Source organism: Micrococcus sp. NPDC078436, from assembly GCF_040702705.1.
Lineage (GTDB): Bacteria > Actinomycetota > Actinomycetes > Actinomycetales > Micrococcaceae > Micrococcus.
Genome location: NZ_JBFBLX010000010.1, coordinates 69,346 through 86,661, shown reverse-complemented (window position 1 = coordinate 86,661; position 17,316 = coordinate 69,346). Strand labels below are relative to the sequence as shown.

Annotated in this window: 28 protein-coding genes; all 28 read right to left on the bottom strand. The window is 69.5% G+C overall.

From position 1 onward, the window contains the following. Positions 1–180 precede the first annotated feature (180 nt). Entirely contained in the window at positions 181–1,224 is a 1,044-nt protein-coding gene (ppk2, locus tag AB0302_RS07400; RefSeq protein WP_366371038.1) for a polyphosphate kinase 2, read from the bottom strand. A 188-nt stretch (positions 1,225–1,412) separates the two neighbouring features. Beyond that, positions 1,413–1,907, bottom strand: coding sequence for a 30S ribosomal protein S9 (gene rpsI, locus AB0302_RS07395; protein ID WP_248115965.1), 495 nt, complete (start codon positions 1,905–1,907; stop codon positions 1,413–1,415). A 37-nt stretch (positions 1,908–1,944) separates the two neighbouring features. Continuing rightward, on the bottom strand, positions 1,945–2,388 hold the full coding sequence (gene rplM / locus AB0302_RS07390; protein WP_248115967.1) for a 50S ribosomal protein L13: 444 nt from the start codon (positions 2,386–2,388) through the stop codon (positions 1,945–1,947). A gap of 313 nt (positions 2,389–2,701) precedes the next feature. Further along, a complete protein-coding gene (gene truA, locus AB0302_RS07385; RefSeq protein WP_366371035.1) occupies positions 2,702–3,658 on the bottom strand; it encodes a tRNA pseudouridine(38-40) synthase TruA in 957 nt (318 codons plus the stop codon). 97 nt (positions 3,659–3,755) lie between these two features. After that, entirely contained in the window at positions 3,756–4,499 is a 744-nt protein-coding gene (gene rplQ, locus AB0302_RS07380; protein ID WP_248115972.1) for a 50S ribosomal protein L17, read from the bottom strand. A 72-nt stretch (positions 4,500–4,571) separates the two neighbouring features. Continuing rightward, the gene (locus tag AB0302_RS07375; RefSeq protein WP_298987195.1) at positions 4,572–5,570 is read right to left on the bottom strand and encodes a DNA-directed RNA polymerase subunit alpha; all 999 of its coding nucleotides are present in this window, start codon (positions 5,568–5,570) and stop codon (positions 4,572–4,574) included. Positions 5,571–5,703: 133 nt separating this feature from the next. After that, positions 5,704–6,108, bottom strand: coding sequence for a 30S ribosomal protein S11 (rpsK, locus tag AB0302_RS07370; RefSeq protein ID WP_248115977.1), 405 nt, complete (start codon positions 6,106–6,108; stop codon positions 5,704–5,706). A gap of 84 nt (positions 6,109–6,192) precedes the next feature. Then, positions 6,193–6,561, bottom strand: coding sequence for a 30S ribosomal protein S13 (gene rpsM / locus AB0302_RS07365; RefSeq protein ID WP_248115979.1), 369 nt, complete (start codon positions 6,559–6,561; stop codon positions 6,193–6,195). A gap of 283 nt (positions 6,562–6,844) precedes the next feature. Then, a complete protein-coding gene (rpmJ, locus tag AB0302_RS07360; RefSeq protein WP_002857509.1) occupies positions 6,845–6,958 on the bottom strand; it encodes a 50S ribosomal protein L36 in 114 nt (37 codons plus the stop codon). A 37-nt stretch (positions 6,959–6,995) separates the two neighbouring features. After that, the gene (infA, locus tag AB0302_RS07355) at positions 6,996–7,217 is read right to left on the bottom strand and encodes a translation initiation factor IF-1 (protein WP_010080397.1); all 222 of its coding nucleotides are present in this window, start codon (positions 7,215–7,217) and stop codon (positions 6,996–6,998) included. Between the two features lie 160 nt (positions 7,218–7,377). Continuing rightward, positions 7,378–8,220, bottom strand: coding sequence for a type I methionyl aminopeptidase (gene map, locus AB0302_RS07350; RefSeq protein ID WP_319074050.1), 843 nt, complete (start codon positions 8,218–8,220; stop codon positions 7,378–7,380). A gap of 4 nt (positions 8,221–8,224) precedes the next feature. Continuing rightward, entirely contained in the window at positions 8,225–8,842 is a 618-nt protein-coding gene (locus AB0302_RS07345) for an adenylate kinase (RefSeq protein ID WP_248115988.1), read from the bottom strand. A gap of 45 nt (positions 8,843–8,887) precedes the next feature. Then, the gene (secY, locus tag AB0302_RS07340; RefSeq protein ID WP_248115992.1) at positions 8,888–10,195 is read right to left on the bottom strand and encodes a preprotein translocase subunit SecY; all 1,308 of its coding nucleotides are present in this window, start codon (positions 10,193–10,195) and stop codon (positions 8,888–8,890) included. 162 nt (positions 10,196–10,357) lie between these two features. Continuing rightward, entirely contained in the window at positions 10,358–10,810 is a 453-nt protein-coding gene (rplO, locus tag AB0302_RS07335) for a 50S ribosomal protein L15 (protein ID WP_298987176.1), read from the bottom strand. Continuing rightward, positions 10,803–11,027 (bottom strand): 50S ribosomal protein L30, encoded by a 225-nt coding sequence (rpmD, locus tag AB0302_RS07330; RefSeq protein WP_248115996.1) that lies wholly within the window; start codon positions 11,025–11,027, stop codon positions 10,803–10,805. Before rpmD ends, rplO begins: the two co-directional genes overlap by 8 nt. 3 nt (positions 11,028–11,030) lie before the next feature. After that, positions 11,031–11,777 carry a 30S ribosomal protein S5 gene (gene rpsE / locus AB0302_RS07325; protein ID WP_248115998.1) on the bottom strand — a complete coding sequence of 249 codons (747 nt, stop codon included), beginning with the start codon at positions 11,775–11,777 and terminating at the stop codon, positions 11,031–11,033. Continuing rightward, on the bottom strand, positions 11,774–12,148 hold the full coding sequence (rplR, locus tag AB0302_RS07320; RefSeq protein ID WP_248116000.1) for a 50S ribosomal protein L18: 375 nt from the start codon (positions 12,146–12,148) through the stop codon (positions 11,774–11,776). The genes rpsE and rplR overlap by 4 nt, the downstream gene beginning before the upstream one ends. Further along, a complete protein-coding gene (rplF, locus tag AB0302_RS07315) occupies positions 12,148–12,681 on the bottom strand; it encodes a 50S ribosomal protein L6 (RefSeq protein ID WP_248116002.1) in 534 nt (177 codons plus the stop codon). Before rplF ends, rplR begins: the two co-directional genes overlap by 1 nt. Positions 12,682–12,711: 30 nt before the next feature. After that, on the bottom strand, positions 12,712–13,110 hold the full coding sequence (gene rpsH, locus AB0302_RS07310; protein ID WP_248116004.1) for a 30S ribosomal protein S8: 399 nt from the start codon (positions 13,108–13,110) through the stop codon (positions 12,712–12,714). 72 nt (positions 13,111–13,182) lie between these two features. After that, complete coding sequence (rplE, locus tag AB0302_RS07305) at positions 13,183–13,758, bottom strand: 50S ribosomal protein L5 (RefSeq protein WP_248116006.1); 576 nt, start codon at positions 13,756–13,758, stop codon at positions 13,183–13,185. Then, entirely contained in the window at positions 13,758–14,099 is a 342-nt protein-coding gene (gene rplX / locus AB0302_RS07300; protein ID WP_248116008.1) for a 50S ribosomal protein L24, read from the bottom strand. The genes rplE and rplX overlap by 1 nt, the downstream gene beginning before the upstream one ends. A 5-nt stretch (positions 14,100–14,104) precedes the next feature. Then, positions 14,105–14,473 carry a 50S ribosomal protein L14 gene (gene rplN, locus AB0302_RS07295; protein WP_248116010.1) on the bottom strand — a complete coding sequence of 123 codons (369 nt, stop codon included), beginning with the start codon at positions 14,471–14,473 and terminating at the stop codon, positions 14,105–14,107. A 340-nt stretch (positions 14,474–14,813) separates the two neighbouring features. Further along, positions 14,814–15,095, bottom strand: coding sequence for a 30S ribosomal protein S17 (gene rpsQ / locus AB0302_RS07290; protein WP_298711718.1), 282 nt, complete (start codon positions 15,093–15,095; stop codon positions 14,814–14,816). Further along, positions 15,092–15,364, bottom strand: coding sequence for a 50S ribosomal protein L29 (gene rpmC / locus AB0302_RS07285; protein ID WP_248116012.1), 273 nt, complete (start codon positions 15,362–15,364; stop codon positions 15,092–15,094). Before rpmC ends, rpsQ begins: the two co-directional genes overlap by 4 nt. A gap of 3 nt (positions 15,365–15,367) precedes the next feature. Further along, entirely contained in the window at positions 15,368–15,784 is a 417-nt protein-coding gene (gene rplP, locus AB0302_RS07280) for a 50S ribosomal protein L16 (protein ID WP_248116014.1), read from the bottom strand. Beyond that, a complete protein-coding gene (rpsC, locus tag AB0302_RS07275; RefSeq protein WP_248116016.1) occupies positions 15,784–16,617 on the bottom strand; it encodes a 30S ribosomal protein S3 in 834 nt (277 codons plus the stop codon). The genes rplP and rpsC overlap by 1 nt, the downstream gene beginning before the upstream one ends. 3 nt (positions 16,618–16,620) lie before the next feature. After that, positions 16,621–16,986: a 50S ribosomal protein L22 gene (gene rplV, locus AB0302_RS07270; protein WP_248116018.1), complete on the bottom strand. Its 366-nt coding sequence runs from the start codon at positions 16,984–16,986 to the stop codon at positions 16,621–16,623. A 46-nt stretch (positions 16,987–17,032) separates the two neighbouring features. Further along, positions 17,033–17,314 (bottom strand): 30S ribosomal protein S19, encoded by a 282-nt coding sequence (rpsS, locus tag AB0302_RS07265; protein ID WP_248116020.1) that lies wholly within the window; start codon positions 17,312–17,314, stop codon positions 17,033–17,035. Positions 17,315–17,316 lie beyond the last annotated feature (2 nt).

The window sequence follows — 17,316 nt, the reverse complement described above, 5'->3', positions numbered from 1 at the left end:
GGGCCTGACCCCGATGCAGTATCGGTGTCAGGCCCTCGGGGCCACGGCCCTGGCTACGCTGTAGAAACCAGTCCAACTTCCGGGGAGCAGTTCAGGGCGGGGCGCCGTCGTCATGCGGGGGCCTCGGCGGGCCGCCGCGTCATGCGGGGGCCTCGGCGGGCCGCCGCGTCCCGGACGTGCTCAGCGCACGCGCGGGAAGGAGCCGCTGTCGTGGTCCTCGCCCATCTCGAACAGGTCCGTCGCGGGTGCGCAGATGAGCGGGTCCGGGGCGTGCACGATCCGCGCGTCCTTGTCCGGGTACGGGAGCGTGTGCAGCACGTGCCGGATGGCCTCGAGGCGCGCGCGCTTCTTGTCGTTGGACTTCACCACGGTCCACGGCGCGTCGGCCGTGTGCGTGTAGAAGAACATGGCCTCCTTGGCGTTCGTGTAGTCGTCCCACTTGTCGAGGGAGGCCATGTCGGTGGGCGAGAGCTTCCAGCGGCGGACGGGATCGGTCTCGCGGGAGGCGAAGCGGTTGAGCTGCTCGCGCTGGGAGACGGAGAACCAGAACTTCACGAGGTGGATGCCGGAGTTGACCAGCATGCGCTCGAGCTCCGGGGTCTCCCGCATGAACTCGAGGTACTGCGGCGGCGTGCAGTAGCCCATGACGCGCTCGACGCCGGCCCGGTTGTACCAGGACCGGTCGAACATCACGATCTCCCCGCCGGAGGGCAGGTGCTGGATGTAGCGCTGGAAGTACCACTGCGAGGCCTCGGCCTCGGTGGGCTTCTCGAGGGCCACGGTGCGGGCGCCGCGCGGGTTGAGGTGCTCGTTGAAGCGCTTGATCGCGCCGCCCTTGCCGGCCGCGTCGCGCCCCTCGAAGATGATCAGGACCTTCTGGCCCGTCTCCTTGACCCACAGCTGCATCTTCAGCAGCTCGATCTGGAGCTCGCGCTTGCGGCGCTCGTAGAGGCGTCGGCTGATCTTCGTCTCGTAGGGGTAGCCCTCGCGCCACGCGAGCGGGTCCGGGGTCGGCAGGGCCTTGTCCCCGCGCAGCTTGCGGCCGAGCTCGTGGATCTCGTCGACCTCCGCGGCGTAGTCGTGGGTCACGGCGAACGGGAGATCGGAATCCCCCGCCTCCAGCACGTGGACGGGGGTGCTCTCCGGCGACGCCGGCGCGTCGGTCTGCGCCTGGCCCTGGGCCTCCTGGGGGGCGTCCTCCGGGTGGCGGGATGAATCTGCCATGGCGGATCTCCTCGTGGCTCTCACACGTCTCGCGCCACCGGCGGGAGCCCTCACGCCCCGGGCGAGCCCCCGCCGCACTGCGGGGACCCTCACAGTCTAGGCGCCGGACGCGGCAGACCCCGCGCCACCGGGGAACGGTGACACGGGGTCTGCGGGGCGGATCCGGTCGGCCGGAGCCGAGGCGCGGATCAGCGCTTCGAGAACTGCGAGGCCTTGCGGGCCTTCTTGAGGCCGGCCTTCTTGCGCTCGATGACGCGGGCGTCACGGGTGAGGAAGCCGGCCTTCTTGAGGGCGGCGCGGTTGTGCTCGCGGTCGATCTCGTTCAGGGCGCGGGAGATGCCCAGGCGCAGCGCACCGGCCTGGCCGGAGGGGCCGCCGCCGTGGATGCGGGCGATCACGTCGTACGCGCCGGCGAGCTCCAGCAGCGTGAAGGGGTCGTTGACCTCCTGCTGGTGCAGCTTGTTGGGGAAGTAGTTCTCCAGGGTGCGGCCGTTCACGGTCCACTGGCCGGAGCCGGGGATGAGGCGGACGCGCGCCACGGCCTCCTTGCGGCGGCCGACGGCTGCACCGGGGACGGTCAGGGCGGGACGCTCGGACACGGCGGCCTCGTCGGTGGAGGCGGTGGCGGACGACTCGGAGGTGTAGCTGGTCAGCTCCACGTCCTCATGCTCATTGATGCTCATGGTTCTCCTCAGGAAAAGTCTCAGGCGGTCGCCAGGGTCACTGGGCGACCTGGCCGATCTCGAAGGTGGCGGGCTGCTGGGCGGCGTGCGGGTGCTCGGCACCGCGGTACACCTTGAGCTTGCCCATCTGCTGGTCGGCCAGCGAGTTCTTGGGGAGCATGCCGCGGACGGCCTTCTCCACGGCGCGGACCGGGTTGGTCTCGAGGAGCTCGGCGTAGCTCTGCGACTTCAGGCCGCCCGGGTAGCCCGAGTGGCGGTAGGCGCGCTTCTTCTCGAGCTTGGCGCCGGTGAGGGCCACCTTCTCGGCGTTCACGATGATGACGAAGTCGCCCATGTCCATGTGGGGGGCGAACGTCGGCTTGTGCTTTCCGCGCAGCAGGGTGGCGGTGTGGGTGGCCAGGCGGCCGAGGACGACGTCGGTGGCATCGATGATGTGCCACTGGCGGTCGGCATCGCCAGGCTTGGGAGAGTACGTACGCACGTTGTCTGCCTTCAGGGTCGGTGATCGGTCACAGTGGCCGCGCGCTGGGGCGTGATTCCGGCGTGGGGCGCACTGTCAGTTCTCCGTGCGCGCCGGGGCTCCAGGTGAGGACTGGAAGGCGACCGGGCCCGAGGATCCCGGGGGTGCGGCGCGAGCTGAAGGCCATGCAACTGAGCCACTCGCGGCACGACGCATCCGGGTGCGGACATGCGCAACGTCTCCCCATGCTACCGGGTCCGCGTCCCCGCGGCAAAAGCGCGGGCCCACGTCCCGCGGCGCCCTTCGGGGGCGCCCCCGACGTCGACGCCCGGACTCACAGGGAGCGTCGGGCCCGTGTCCCCGCGGCGCGGGCCCGCAGCACGTCCGGGTTCGCCGGGTAGGCGACGCGGGCCAGGGTCAGCCCACCCGGCGGCGCGAGGCGCACATGGGAGTCCCGCACGCGGGCCGCCAGCCGCTCGCCCGCCCAGCCGGGAGCGCGACGCCCCTCCCCCACCTCCAGGAGCGCCCCCACGATGGAGCGCACCATGTGGTGGCAGAACGCGTCCGCGCGGATCTGGACACGGACGATCCCCTCCGGGTCCCGCTCGACCCGCAGATCCTGGACCTCGCGGATGGTGGTGGCACCCTCGCGCGGCCTGCAGAAGGAGAGGAAGTCGTGCAGGCCGAGGAGGGCGTGGGCCTCCGTCTGCATGCGCCCCACATCCAGGGCGGCGCCGTGCCAGTGCGTGCCCCGGCGGGTGAGCGGGTCCTGCGTCGCTCGGCGGTCACTGATGCGGTACTCGTACTCGCGCCACAGGGCGCCGAATCGCGCGTCGAAGCCCTCCGGTGCACGGGCCGCGCCGTGCACCACGACGGCGCCGCCCCAGCCGGAGAGCACGCCCGCGAGGCGGCGCAGCAGGGCCTGCCCCGGGTCATCGCCCGGCCGGCCCCGGGAGAGGCCCTCCCACTCGGCGGCGGAGAGGTCCAGATGGACCACCTGGCCGCGCGCGTGGACGCCGGCGTCGGTGCGCCCGGCCACCACCGTGGCCACGGGGCGGCGCAGGATCCGCTCCAGCGCCTCCTCGAGCGCGCCCTGGACGGTGGGCAGCCCCGGCTGGGAGGCCCAGCCGGAGAACGCCGATCCGTCATAGGCGAGGTCGAGCCGCACCCGGAGACGCGCGTCCGGGACGGCGAGGTCCGCGGCGGCGTCTGCGGCGGACGGGGTGGCGTCCGCCTCGGCGGACGCGTCCCCGCGCGGGCGGGTGTGCTCGGCAGAGCGGTGCTCGGTCATGGTGCTCCTGGGGGTCGACGCGACGAAGGGCCGCCCACCGAGGTGGACGGCCCTTCGCTCAGGGGATGCGCTCCCCGCCGAGGGGGTGCGCACGGCCTCACTCGGAGGCGGGCATCTTCTGCGCCGCAGCGCCGCCGGCGGGCTCGAAGCCGGCGGCCACGGCCTCCTCGACGGTGGTGAACCAGACCTCGGCGGTGGTCTGGTCGTACCAGCGGGAGCCGGGGACGTGGTACTTCTTCGAGCTGGCGTTGCCCTTGATGGTCGCGCCCTCGGGAGCGGAGCCGTCCTCGGTCGTGGCGACGGCGCCGTCGATCTCGGCGGCGGTCTCCTCGGACTCGGCCACGGTGACGTCCTCGGTGGCGGCCGGGTCCACGGCCTCCACGGGGACGGCCTCGGCCTCGACCGGGGCGGCCGGAGCCGTCTCGACGGCGCGCTCGGCCTCACGGACGACGGCCTGCTTCGGGGAGACCGGATCCATGATGAGCTCGATCACGGCCATGGGCGCGTTGTCGCCGTGGCGGTTGCCGATCTTGGTGATGCGGGTGTAGCCGCCGTTGCGCTCGGCCATGGCCGGGGCGATCACCGTGAACAGCTCGTGCACGATGGACTTGTTGGTGCGGTTCTTCGCCGCGATGATGCCCTGCACCTTGCGACGGGAGGGCAGGTCGCCCTTCTTCGCGAAGGTGATGAGGCGCTCCGCGTGGGGGCGGAGGCGCTTGGCGCGGGTGAGCGTCGTGGTGATCGACTTGTGCTCGAAGAGCTGGGCCGACATGTTGGCCAGCATGATGCGCTCGTGGGCCGGGCTGCCGCCCAGGCGCGGACCCTTGGTGGGGGTAGGCATGGTGTTTCTCCTCAGGTGGTCCCCGGTGCCGGCGTCGGCCTCGGGGTCAAAGATTCAGGGGTGCGGTGCGGCTCAGAAATCCGAGAACGGATCGTCGTCCATCTGGCGCGCGTGGAGCTGCGGGTCGTAGCCGGCCGGCGAGTCCTTGAGGGACAGGCCCAGCTCCTCCAGCTTCTCCTTGACCTCGTCGATCGACTTCGCGCCGAAGTTGCGGATGTCCATCAGGTCGGCCTCGGAGCGGGCCACGAGCTCACCCACGGAGTGGATGCCCTCGCGCTTGAGGCAGTTGTAGGAGCGCACGGTCAGCTCGAGCTCCTCGATCGGCTGGGCCAGGTCGGCGGACACGTCGCCCTCCGCCGGCGTCTCGCCCAGGTCGATGCCCTCGGCCTCGACGTTGAGCGCGCGGGCCAGGCCGAACAGCTCGACGAGCGTGGAGCCGGCAGAGGCCACGGCGTCGCGCGGCAGCATGGACTCCTTGGTCTCCACGTCCAGGATCAGGCGGTCGAAGTCCGTCCGCTGCTCCACACGGGTGGCCTCGACCTTGAAGGTCACCTTGAGCACGGGCGAGTAGATGGAGTCGACCGGGATGCGGCCGATCTCCGCGTCCGCGGACTTGTTCTGGGCCGCCGTCACGTAGCCGCGGCCGCGCTCGACCGTCAGCTCCATGTCGAACTTGCCCTTCGCGTTGAGCGTCGCGATGTGGAGGTCCTTGTTGTGGATCTCCACACCGGCGGGGGCGGTGATGTCTGCGGCGGTCACGACGCCGGCCCCCTGCTTGCGCAGGTAGGCGACGACGGGCTCGTCGTTCTCGGAGGAGACGGACAGCTGCTTGATGTTGAGGATGATCTCGGTGAGATCCTCCTTGACGCCGTTGACGGTGCTGAACTCGTGCAGGACGCCGTCCACGCGGATGCTGGTCACGGCAGCACCGGGGATGGAGGAGAGCAGAGTGCGGCGCAGGGAGTTGCCGAGGGTGTAGCCGAAGCCGGGCTCCAGCGGCTCGATCACGAACCGGGACCGACGGTCGGACACGACCTCTTCGGTCAGCGTGGGGCGCTGTGCAATGAGCACGAACATTTCCTTTCGGCGAGCGTCCGCCATATGACGCACGCGGGGGGTGGAAACGAGGACGGGATGGGATCAGGTCGCAGACCTGTCCGCACCCGCCCCGGGGGACGGGGCGGGTGCGGAGAAGACGCTCAGGTCAGACGCGGCGGCGCTTCGCGGGGCGAGCACCGTTGTGGGCCATGGGGGTGACGTCCTGGATGGACCCCACCTCGAGGCCGGCGGCCTGCAGGGAGCGGATGGCGGTCTCGCGACCCGAGCCCGGGCCCTTCACGAAGACGTCCACCTTCTTCATGCCGTGCTCCTGGGCGCGCTTGGCGGCCTGTTCGGCGGCCAGCTGCGCGGCGTAGGGGGTCGACTTGCGCGAGCCCTTGAAGCCCACCTCGCCGGACGAGGCCCACGAGATGACGGCACCCGTGGTGTCCGTGATGGACACGATGGTGTTGTTGAACGTGCTCTTGATGTGGGCCTGGCCCACGGTGATGTTCTTCTTGTCCTTGCGGCGCGGCTTGCGGGCCGCTGCGGCGCGGGTCTTGGGGGGCATGTGGTTCTCCTGACGAAAAGGCTGACGGTGCAGGTGCTGCGGCGGGGCGGCCGGACGGGTCCGGGCTCAGCCTCGCCGGCAGGATCACTTCTTGCGGCCGGCGACCGTCTTCTTGGGGCCCTTGCGGGTGCGGGCGTTGGTCTTCGTGCGCTGACCGCGCACCGGAAGGCCGCGACGGTGGCGCAGGCCCTCGTAGGAGCCGATCTCCACCTTGCGACGGATGTCGGCGGCGACCTCGCGGCGGAGGTCGCCCTCCACCTTGTAGGTGCCCTCGATGTGGTCGCGCAGCTGCACCAGCTGTTCGTCGGAGAGGTCCTTCACGCGGATGTTCGGGTCGATCCCGGTGGCGGCGAGGGTCTCCTCGGCGCGGGTCTTGCCCACGCCGTAGATGTAGGTGAGTGCGATGATCACGCGCTTCTCGCGCGGAATGTCAACGCCTGCAAGACGAGCCATGCGGCCGTCCTCCTGTTCCTAGAAGCAGCAGAGGTCTGCACCAGGGACGCCCGGACGACGCGGCTCACGGCCAAGCGGACCCTCGAGCCGCGGCGCCCAGCGAGTGCTCGGCGTGCTCCGCGGCGGTCGTCCGCCGTCGTCGGTCTCCGGCCCCTGCGACCGGAGGTGTCGGCCGCGTCCCGTGTGACGGGGGCGACCGTTGTCCCTGCTGTTCGGCCATCATGGCCGGTTGGGTGTTCTCGTCAGCGCACGGCGTCGCTCCCCCGCGAGACGGGGGAGGCGATCAGCCCTGGCGCTGCTTGTGGCGCGGGTTCGAGCAGATCACCAGAACGCGGCCCTTACGGCGCACGACCTGGCACTTGTCACAAATCCGCTTCACGCTCGGCTGAACCTTCACGGCTCTTCCTCCTGCGCTCGCTTGGACGGGTTGGGTCTTACTTGTAGCGGTAGACGATGCGACCTCGATTGAGGTCGTACGGGCTAAGCTCCACCACGACGCGATCCTCGGGGAGGATGCGGATGTAGTGCTGACGCATCTTTCCGGAGATCGTGGCGAGCACGACGTGCTCGTTCTGCAGACGGACGCGGAACATCGCGTTGGGCAACGCCTCCGACACCGTGCCCTCGACCTCGATGACACCTTCCTTCTTAGCCATGTCCTCCACTATCGTCATGCTCCGACAGCGGCGCGGTGGCGCCGCCCACGGGGCGGGAACGGGGTGGATCGCGGCGGCACGCCGACGGCGAACGGACACGATCAACATTCGATGATACCGCATCCGGAGCCGGTTGACCACCACGCCCGGGCGTGCGGGGTCACTCCCCCGGCGGGACCGGGGTGACGCCGAAGCGGGCCAGCTCGGACGCGCCGCCGTCGGGGGCGGTGAGGACCCACAGGCCGCCGGCGTGGCGGCACACCGAGTGCTCCCACTGGCTCGCCCGGGCCCCGTCCTCCGTCACCACGGTCCAGTCGTCCTCGAGGGTGCGGGTCTCGATGCCGCCGCGCACGAGCATGGGCTCGATCGCGAGCGCCAGGCCGGGGCGCACGCGCGGGCCCTGGTGCCCGGTGCGGTAGTTGAACACGTCCGGGGGCAGGTGCATGGCCGAGCCGATGCCGTGGCCCACGTAGTCCTCGAGGATGCCGAGCTCGGGGCCGTCCTGCGCCGAGACGTGGTCGTCGATGGCGTCGCCGATCTCCCCCACGTGCGTGGCGGACGCGAAGGCGGCGATCCCCGCCCACATGGCCTCGCGGGTGATGGCGGAGAGGCGCTCGTCCGCGGGGTCCGCCGTGCCGGCCGCGGAGGACCCCAGGATCACGGTGCGCGCGGAGTCGGCATGCCAGCCGTCCACGATCGCGCCGCCGTCGATCTTCAGGACGTCGCCGGCCTGCAGGACGCGCTCCCCGGGGATGCCGTGGACCACCTCCTCGTTCACCGACGCGCAGATCGTGGCGGGGAAGCCGTGGTAGCCCAGGAAGTTCGAGGTTGCGCCGTGCTCGGCGAGGACGCCGCGGAACACGGCGTCCAGCTCCGCGGTGGTCACACCGGGGGCGGCGGCGTCCACGGCGGCATCGAGGGCCGCGGACAGGACCACCCCCGCACGCTGCATGGCCTGCAGCTGGGGGGTGGTCTTGAGCTCGAGGGAGCGACGTCCGATCACGCGGTCAGGCCTCGGTCCGCGGGGTGATGACGGGCAGGGTGCCGGTCGCCGCGCGCACCGAGTAGACGGCCTGGAGCAGGCGTTCCGTGACGTCGTCGATCTGGCCCGTGCCGTCCACGCGCGCCACGATGCCGCGGTCCACGTAGTTCTCGATCACGACCTCCGTCTCGCGGTGGTAGAGGTCGAGGCGGTGCTGGATGACGTCCTGGGTGTCGTCGGCGCGGCCCTCGATCTCGGCGCGCTTGAGCAGACGCTCCACGAGCTCGGCGTCCGGCACCTCGAGCTCGACGACGGCGGACAGGGCCTGGCCGGCCTCGCGCAGCATGGCGTCGAGCGCCTCGACCTGGCCCGCGGTGCGGGGGTATCCGTCCAGGAGGAAGCCGTGCTCGGCATCAGGCTGGGCGATGCGGTCGGCCACCATGCGGTTGGTGACGTCGTCGGGCACGAAGTCGCCGTTGTCGATGTAGCGCTTGGCCTCGACGCCGAGCGGGGTCATGGCCTTGACGTTGTGGCGGAAGATGTCGCCGGTGGAGATGGGGACGATCCCCAGCTTGTCGGCGATCCGGGAGGCCTGGGTGCCCTTACCGGATCCGGGAGGGCCCATGATCAGCATGCGGGTCATCGTGTGTTCCTCACTCTCGAGATGGTGGACGTCCGTGGCGGCCGCTCAGCGCAGCAGGCCCTCATAGTGGCGCTGCTCCATCTGCGCGTTGATCTGCTTCACCGTCTGGAGGCCCACGCCCACCATGATGAGGATGGACGTGCCGCCGAACGGGAAGTTCTGGTTGGCGCCGATCAGCACGAAGGCGATCAGCGGGATCATGGCCACGATACCCAGATACAGGGCACCGGGGAGCGTGATCCGGCTGATGACGTACTGGAGGTAGCGCTCCGTGGGGCGCCCCGCCCGCACACCCGGGATGAAGCCGCCGTACCGCTTCATGTTGTCCGAGATCTCCTGCGGGTTGAACGTGATGGAGACGTAGAAGTAGGTGAAGCCGATGATCAGCAGCAGGTACAGCGCCATGTAGACGGGGTGGTCCCCCCCGGAGAAGTACGTGCTGAGGAAGCCCACCCATGCGGGCGGTGCGGAGCCGTCCTGCGGGGTGTTGAACTGGATCAGGATGCCCGGGAGCATCAGCACGGAGGACGCGAAGATCACCGGGATCACGTTGGCCATGTTGACCTTGATCGGGATGAACGTGCTCGAGCCGCCCACGGTGCGCGAACCGATCTGCCGCTTCGCGTACTGCACCGGGATCCGGCGCTGGGACTCCTCCACGAACACGATGGCCAGCATCGTCAGGAGGCCGACCACCATCACGACGGCGAACGTGCGCCACCCCTGGGTCTGCAGCACCTGCGCGATGCCGGACGGGAAGCTCGCCGCGATCGAGGCGAAGATCAGCAGGGAGATGCCGTTGCCGACCCCGTTCTCCGTGATCCGCTCGCCCAGCCACATCACGACGACGCAGCCGGTGGCCAGGACGATCACCACGAGGAGGACGGTGAGCAGCGAGTCGTCCCGCAGGAGGGGGATGCTGCAGTTGAGCAGCGCGCCGGAACGGGCCAGCGACGTCATGGTGGTGGCCTGGAGGAGGGCGAGCGCGATGGTGAGGTACCGGGTGTACTGCGTCAGGGTGGCCTGGCCCTGCGGCCCCTCCTGGTGGAGCTGCTCGAAGCGCGGGATCACCACGCGCAGCAGCTGGACGATGATGGAGGCCGTGATGTACGGCATGATCCCCAGCGCGAAGACCGAGACCTGGAGCAGCGCCCCGCCCGAGAACATGTTCACGAACGAGTAGAGGCCCCCGGTGGTGCTGCCGGAGGCCAGGCAGGTCTGCACCGCCGCGTAGTCCACACCCGGGGAGGGCACGAAGGCCCCGAGCCGGTAGACCGCGATGAGACCGAGCGTGAAGAAGATCTTCCGCCTCAGGTCCGGCGTCCGGGCGATCCGCGCGATGGCCTTGAACACATGTCCTCCTGCGGGGGGTGGGGGTTCGGCGCTCCCCCACGCGGGGGACGCACGAGGGCCCGCCGCACCGGGCGGGCCACCGTGCGAGTCTACACGGAGCACGAAGGCCCCGGGCCGGGGCGGATGGCCCCGGGCCCGGGGCCCGTGTGGTCGATCAGCGGATCAGACGGTCTGCGTCGAGCCGCCGGCCGCCGCGATCTTCTCGACCGCGGAGGCGGAGAAGGCGTTCGCGGTGACCTGCACCGGAACGGTGATCTCGCCGGTCCCCAGCACCTTCACGGGCTGGTTCTTGCGGACGAGGCCCGCGGCGACGAGGGCGTCCACGGACACCTCACCGCCCTGCGGGAAGTGCGCCGAGAGCTTGTCCAGGTTGACCACCTGGTACTCGGTGCGGAACGGGTTCTTGAAGCCGCGAAGCTTCGGCAGGCGCATGTGCAGGGGCAGCTGGCCGCCCTCGAAGCCCACGCGGACCTGGTAGCGGGACTTCGTGCCCTTGGTGCCACGGCCGGCGGTCTTGCCCTTGGAGCCCTCGCCTCGACCCACGCGGGTCTTGGCGGTCTTGGCTCCGGGGGCAGGACGCAGGTCGTGGATCTTGATGGCGTCGTTCTCAGCCATGGTTGACCTCCTCCACGGACACCAGGTGCGGCACGGTGTTGACCATGCCCACGGTCGCCGCGTCGGCCTTGCGGGTGACCTGGTGGCCGATCCGCTTGAGGCCGAGCGAGCGGAGGGTGTCCCGCTGGTTCTGCTTGGTCCCCGTCACGCCACGGGTCTGGGTGATCACCAGAGTGGCGTCCGAGGGCTGGACGTTCTTGCGAGTGGGCTCAGACACGGCTCACACACCTGCCTTCTGCGCGCTCTTCTTGGCGCGGTCGTTCTCCATGGTGCGCAGCATCGCGTGGGGCGCGATCTCGTCCAGGGACTTGCCGCGGCGGGCCGCGACGGCCTGGGGCTCCTCGAGGCGCTTCAGCGCGTCCACGGTGCCGCGGACGATGTTGATGGCGTTCACGGAGCCCATGGACTTGGAGAGCACGTCGTGGATGCCGGCGCACTCCAGCACGGCACGCACCGGACCGCCGGCGATCACGCCGGTACCCGGGGACGCCGGACGCAGCAGCACGACGCCGGCGGCGTCCTCACCCTGCACGAGGTGCGGGATGGTGGAGCCCACGCGGGGCACGCGGAAGAAGGACTTCTTGGCCTCCTCCACGGCCTTCTGGATCGCGGCGGGGACCTCCTTCGCCTTGCCGTAGCCCACACCGACGGTGCCGTCGCCGTCACCCACCACCACGAGGGCGGTGAAGGAGAAGCGGCGGCCGCCCTTGACGACCTTGGACACGCGGTTGATGGCGACGACGCGCTCGAGGAACGCGTCCTTCTCCTCGTCGTTGCCGCGACCGTTGCGGTCGTCACGACGACCGCGACGGTCTCCGTCACGCCCGCCGCGACCGCCGTCGCGACCGCCACGGCCGCCGGCGGAACGCTCGGTGGTGTGGCTGGCCGAGCCCGAGGCGGTCTCGGACACGGGGGTCTCGGTGGTCTCGGTCACCTGGGTGCCCTTCTCGTTGTTGTTCTCGCTCACAGCTTCAGCCCACCCTCTCGCGCACCGTCGGCCACGGCCGCAACGCGCCCGTGGTACTTGTTGCCGCCGCGGTCGAAGACCACGGCGTCGATGCCGGCGGCCTGGGCACGCTGGGCGACGAGCTCGCCGACGCGCTTGGCCTTGGCCGTCTTGTCGCCCTCGAGCGCGCGCACGTCGGCCTCCATGGTGGAGGCAGAGGCGAGCGTGCGGCTCTGCGTGTCGTCCACGATCTGCACGAACATGTGGCGCGCGGAGCGATTGACGACGAGGCGGGGACGGACGGTGGTGCCGGAGATCCGCTTGCGCACCCGGAGGTGGCGGCGGGTGCGGGCGTTGAACTTGCCCTTGCCCTTCACCTTCAGAGTAGACATCACTTACCTGCCTTTCCGGCCTTGCGGCGGATCTGCTCGCCCGCATAGCGGACGCCCTTGCCCTTGTACGGGTCAGGGCGACGCAGCTTGCGGATGTTGGCGGCGGTCTCGCCGACCTTCTGCTTGTCGATGCCGGCGACGGTCACCGTGTTGCCCGCGACGGTGAACGCGATGCCCTCGGGGCACTTCACCGGGACGGGGTGGGAGTAGCCCAGGGCGAACTCGAGGTCCTGACCCTTGGCCTGCACGCGGTAGCCGGTGCCGACGACCTCGAGCTGCTTGGAGAAGCCGTTGGTCACGCCCTCGACCATGTTGCTGATCAGGGTGCGGGACAGGCCGTGGAGGGAGCGGGACTCGCGCTCGTCGTCGGGACGGGCCACGATGACCTGCCCCTCCTCGAGGGTGGCCGTGATGGGCGTGGGCAGCGTGTGCTCCAGCTGGCCCTTGGGCCCCTTCACGGAGACGCGGGCGCCGTCGATGGTGACATCGACGCCGCTCGGGATGGTGATCGGCAGACGTCCGATTCGCGACATATCAGTTCAGCCTTTCTTCCGTCTCGCCCGTCACCAGACGTAGGCGAGGACTTCCCCACCCACGCCCTTCTTGGCGGCCTGGCGGTCCGTGAGCAGACCCGAGGAGGTGGACAGGATGGCGATGCCGAGGCCGCCCAGCACGTGGGGCAGGGTGGTGGACTTCGCGTACACGCGAAGGCCCGGCTTGGAGATACGACGCAGGCCGGCGATCGCGCGCTCACGCTGCGGGCCGAACTTCAGGTCGATGGTCAGCTTCTTGCCGACCTCGGCTTCCTCTTCACGCCAGTCCTGGATGTAGCCCTCTGCCTTGAGGATCTCCGCGAGGCGGGTCTTCAGCTTGGAGGACGGCATGGACACGGTGTCGTGGTAGGCCGAATTGGCGTTGCGCAGACGGGTGAGCATGTCTGCGACGGGATCGGTCATGGTCATGTGGGCTTCCGCCCTTTCTCGCCGTGGTTTCCCGCACCGGTTCACCGGTGGGGGACCTGTGGCGCGGAGGTCTTACTGGTCGGTCTTGAACGGGAAGCCCAGCGCCTTCAGCAGCGCGCGGCCCTCGTCGTCGTTCTTGGCGGTGGTCACCACGGTGATGTCCATGCCGCGCACGCGGTCGATCTTGTCCTGATCGATCTCGTGGAACACGGTCTGCTCGGACAGGCCGAAGGTGTAGTTGCCGTTGCCGTCGAACTGGCGGTCGGACAGGCCGCGGAAGTCACGGATGCGCGGGAGCGCGAGCGTGACGAGGCGGTCCAGGAACTCCCACATGCGGTCGCCACGGAGGGTGGCGTGCGTGCCGATCGGCATGCCCTCACGCAGCTTGAACTGCGCGATGGACTTGCGGGCCTTGGTGACCATCGGCTTCTGGCCGGTGATCGCGGTGAGGTCCGTGACGGCGCCGTCGATGATCTTGGAGTCCTTGGCGGCCTCGCCGACACCCATGTTCACGACGACCTTCACGAGGCCCGGCACCTGCATGACGTTCGCGTACTGGAACTGCTCCTGGAGGCCGCCGCGGATCTCGTCGCGGTACTTGGCCTTCAGACGCGGGGTGACCTTCTCGGTCTGCTGCACCTCGGTCATCACAGCTCCTTCCCCGAGGACTTGGCGAAGCGCACCTTCACGGTGACGTCCTCGCCGCCCTTCTGGACGGTCTCGAAGCGGTAGCCCACACGGGTCGGCTTCTGGGTCTCGGGGTCCACGACGGCCACGTTCGAGATGTGGATCGGGGCCTCGACGACCTGCAGGCCGCCCTCGGTGGATCCGTTGTTGTTCTGGCCGGCGCGCAGGTGCTTGGTGACGCGGTTGACGCCCTCCACCAGCACTCGCTCGTCGGCGGGGAAGACGCGCAGGACCTTGCCCTGCTTGCCCTTGTCCTTGCCTGCGATGACCTGCACGAGGTCATCCTTCTTGATCTTGGCCATGAGGGTCAGATCACCTCCGGGGCGAGCGACACGATCTTCATGAAGCGCTTGTCGCGCAGCTCGCGCCCCACGGGACCGAAGATGCGCGTGCCACGGGGCTCGCCGTCGGTCTTGAGGATCACGGCCGCGTTCTCATCGAAGCGGATGTACGAGCCGTCGGGACGGCGGGACTCCTTGCGGGTCCGCACCACCACGGCCTTGACGACATCGCCCTTCTTGACGTTGCCGCCGGGGATGGCGTCCTTGACGGTGGCGACAATCGTGTCGCCGATTCCTGCGTAGCGGCGTCCTGAGCCACCGAGAACACGGATGGTCAGGATCTCCTTCGCACCGGTGTTGTCGGCGACCTTGAGCCGCGACTCCTGCTGGATCACTTGTCTCTCCTAGCGTCGCGCCGGTTCTCCCCCACTGTTGGGCGAGCCTTGCGGAACGGTTGAACGGTCATCCCGGGACGCTTACCCCTGCCCCCGTGGCGGACGTCTCCGCGGCACGGGCCGCACAGCGTTTTCAGACAGCTGCGGGCCCATGGACGCGGATCGATGCGCGGGGCAGGGCCGAGGCGGATCCGGGATCGGCGTGCGACACCCTCGGCACGCAGGATGGATGGTCCTGCCAACAAAGGGCGCACGAACACTCCACTCTAGCACAGAGCCGCCCCGTGCTGATGCACGGGGCGGCTCTGTGGTGCGGTCCGGACTCACCGGACCGCGGGCATCACTTGGCGCGCTCGACGATCTCCACCAGGCGCCACCGCTTGGAGGCGGACAGCGGGCGGGTCTCGGCGATGCGGACGCGGTCGCCCACGCCGGCGGTGTTCTCCTCGTCGTGCGCCTTCACGCGCTTCGACGACTTGAGCACCTTGCCGTACAGGGCGTGCTTCTTGCGGTCCTCGACCTCGACGACGATGGTCTTGTCCATCTTGTCGGACACGACGACGCCGCGGAGCGCCTTGCGGTAGCCGCGCTCCTCGGTGCTGGCAGCGGTCTGCTCGGTCACTGGGCAGCCTCCTCGTTCTTCGGCTCAGCCTGCGCCGCGGCGGGGACATCGCCACGGATGCCCAGCTCGCGCTCGCGCAGGATCGTGTAGATGCGCGCGATGTCACGCTTGACGGTCTTCAGCCGGCTGGCGTTGTCCAGCTGGCCGGTGGCGGCCTGGAAGCGCAGGTTGAACAGCTCCTCCTTGGAGGCCTTGAGGGCCTCCAGCAGGCTCGCGTTGTCCTGTCCGTCCAGGGACTCGACGTTCAGATCCTTGGTACCGATGGCCATGGATCACTCACCACCCTCTCGACGGATGATTCGGGCCTTCAGCGGCAGCTTGTGGATGGCCAGACGCAGCGCCTCGCGGGCCACGTCCTCGGAGACGCCCGAGAGCTCGAACAGCACGCGTCCGGGCTTGACGTTGGCGACCCACCACTCCGTGGAGCCCTTGCCGGAGCCCATGCGGGTCTCGGCGGGCTTCTTGGTCAGCGGGCGGTCCGGGTAGATGTTGATCCAGACCTTGCCGCCACGCTTGATGTAGCGGGTCATGGCGATACGGGCGGCCTCGATCTGACGGTTGGTCACATAGGCCGGCGTGAGCGCCTGGATGCCCCACTCGCCGAACGTCACGGTGGTGCCGCCCTTGGCGGCGCCGGAACGCTTGGGGTGGTGCTGCTTGCGGTGCTTGACGCGACGGGGGATCAGCATCAGGCGTTGCCTCCTTCAGCGGGAGCGGCGGCCGGGGTCTCGGCGCCGGCGCCGGCGTTCTCCTGGCGGGGAGCACGCTCGGCACGGTCATTGCGACGGCGGCGCTCGCCGCCGGCGGGGGCGCCGCCGCGACGGTCGTCACGGCCACGGCCGCGGCCGGACGGCTGGGCCGCCTCCTTGGCCGCGAGCTCCTTGGCGGTCAGGTCGCCCTTGTAGATCCAGACCTTCACGCCGATGCGGCCGAAGGTGGTCTTCGCCTCGAACTTGCCGAAGTCGATGTTCGCGCGGAGGGTGTGCAGCGGCACGCGGCCCTCGCGGTAGAACTCCGAACGGCTCATCTCGGCGCCGCCGAGACGGCCGGCGCACTGGATGCGGATGCCCTGGGCCCCGGCCCGCATGGCGGACTGGATGGCCTTCTTCATCGCGCGGCGGAAGGCCACGCGCGAGGCGAGCTGCTCCGCGACGCCCTGGGCGACGAGCTGCGCATCGGTCTCGGGGTTCTTGACCTCGAGGATGTTCAGCTGGATCTGCTTGCGGGTGAGCTTCTCGAGCTCACCGCGGATGCGGTCGGCCTCTGCGCCGCGGCGACCGATCACGATGCCCGGGCGGGCGGTGTGGATGTCCACCCGCACGCGGTCACGGGTGCGCTCGATCTCCACCTTGGAGATACCGGCGCGCTCCATGCCGTGGGTCATCAGCTCGCGGATCTTGATGTCCTCCTTGAGGAAGTCAGCGTAGCGCTGGCCCTCCTTGTGGGAGTCCGCGAACCAGTGCGAGACGTGGTCGGTGGTGATGCCGAGGCGGAACCCGTTGGGGTTGATCTTCTGTCCCATTGGTCAGTTCCCACCCTTCTCGTCCTTGGATGCGACCACCACGGTGACGTGGCTGGTGCGCTTGTTGATGCGGAACGCGCGGCCCTGAGCACGGGGCTGGAACCGCTTCATCGTCGGGCCCTCGTCCACGAAGGCCTCCGTGATGTACAGGGCGTCCTCGTTGAAGGCGACGCCCTCGCGATCGGCCTTGACTCGGGCGTTCGCCACCGCGGAGGTCACGAGCTTGAACACCGGCTCCGAAGCGCCCTGCTGGGCGAACTTCAGGATGGCGAGCGCTTCGGTGGCCTGCTTGCCACGGACCAGGTCGACGACGCGCCGGGCCTTCATCGGCGTCACGCGCAGGTGGCGCGCAATTGCCTTGGCTTCCATTGCTTCTCTCTTTCTCTCGAAGGTCAAGCACCGCGAGCCGTGAGGCTCAGCGACGCTTGCCCTTCTTGTCGTCCTTCACGTGGCCGCGGAACGTGCGGGTGGGGGCGAACTCGCCCAGCTTGTGACCCACCATCGACTCGGTGACGAACACCGGGACGTGCTTGCGGCCGTCATGGACGGCGATGGTGTGACCCAGCATGTCCGGGATGATCATCGACCGGCGGGACCAGGTCTTGATGACGTTCTTGCTGCCCTTGTCGTTCTCGGCCAGAACCTTGAGGTAAAGGTGCTGATCCACGAAGGGGCCCTTCTTCAGGCTACGAGGCATGT

Excerpts from the sequence above, each read along its gene's own strand:
- ppk2 (WP_366371038.1), bottom strand. The coding sequence starts at position 1,224 with ATGGCAGATTCATCCCGCCACCCGGAGGACGCCCCCCAGGAGGCCCAG.
- rpsI (WP_248115965.1), bottom strand. The coding sequence starts at position 1,907 with ATGAGCATCAATGAGCATGAGGACGTGGAGCTGACCAGCTACACCTCC.
- truA (WP_366371035.1), bottom strand. The coding sequence starts at position 3,658 with ATGACCGAGCACCGCTCTGCCGAGCACACCCGCCCGCGCGGGGACGCG.
- rplQ (WP_248115972.1), bottom strand. The coding sequence starts at position 4,499 with ATGCCTACCCCCACCAAGGGTCCGCGCCTGGGCGGCAGCCCGGCCCAC.
- rpsK (WP_248115977.1), bottom strand. The coding sequence starts at position 6,108 with ATGCCCCCCAAGACCCGCGCCGCAGCGGCCCGCAAGCCGCGCCGCAAG.
- rpsM (WP_248115979.1), bottom strand. The coding sequence starts at position 6,561 with ATGGCTCGTCTTGCAGGCGTTGACATTCCGCGCGAGAAGCGCGTGATC.
- infA (WP_010080397.1), bottom strand. The coding sequence starts at position 7,217 with ATGGCTAAGAAGGAAGGTGTCATCGAGGTCGAGGGCACGGTGTCGGAG.
- AB0302_RS07345 (WP_248115988.1), bottom strand. The coding sequence starts at position 8,842 with ATGACCCGCATGCTGATCATGGGCCCTCCCGGATCCGGTAAGGGCACC.
- rplO (WP_298987176.1), bottom strand. The coding sequence starts at position 10,810 with ATGGCTGAGAACGACGCCATCAAGATCCACGACCTGCGTCCTGCCCCC.
- rplR (WP_248116000.1), bottom strand. The coding sequence starts at position 12,148 with ATGTCTACTCTGAAGGTGAAGGGCAAGGGCAAGTTCAACGCCCGCACC.
- rplF (WP_248116002.1), bottom strand. The coding sequence starts at position 12,681 with ATGTCGCGAATCGGACGTCTGCCGATCACCATCCCGAGCGGCGTCGAT.
- rpsH (WP_248116004.1), bottom strand. The coding sequence starts at position 13,110 with ATGACCATGACCGATCCCGTCGCAGACATGCTCACCCGTCTGCGCAAC.
- rplE (WP_248116006.1), bottom strand. The coding sequence starts at position 13,758 with ATGACCGAGGTGCAGCAGACCGAGAAGGTCACCCCGCGTCTGAAGGCC.
- rplX (WP_248116008.1), bottom strand. The coding sequence starts at position 14,099 with ATGGCCAAGATCAAGAAGGATGACCTCGTGCAGGTCATCGCAGGCAAG.
- rpmC (WP_248116012.1), bottom strand. The coding sequence starts at position 15,364 with ATGGCCATCGGTACCAAGGATCTGAACGTCGAGTCCCTGGACGGACAG.
- rplP (WP_248116014.1), bottom strand. The coding sequence starts at position 15,784 with ATGCTGATCCCCCGTCGCGTCAAGCACCGCAAGCAGCACCACCCCAAG.
- rpsC (WP_248116016.1), bottom strand. The coding sequence starts at position 16,617 with ATGGGACAGAAGATCAACCCCAACGGGTTCCGCCTCGGCATCACCACC.
- rplV (WP_248116018.1), bottom strand. The coding sequence starts at position 16,986 with ATGGAAGCCAAGGCAATTGCGCGCCACCTGCGCGTGACGCCGATGAAG.
- rpsS (WP_248116020.1), bottom strand. The coding sequence starts at position 17,314 with ATGCCTCGTAGCCTGAAGAAGGGCCCCTTCGTGGATCAGCACCTTTAC.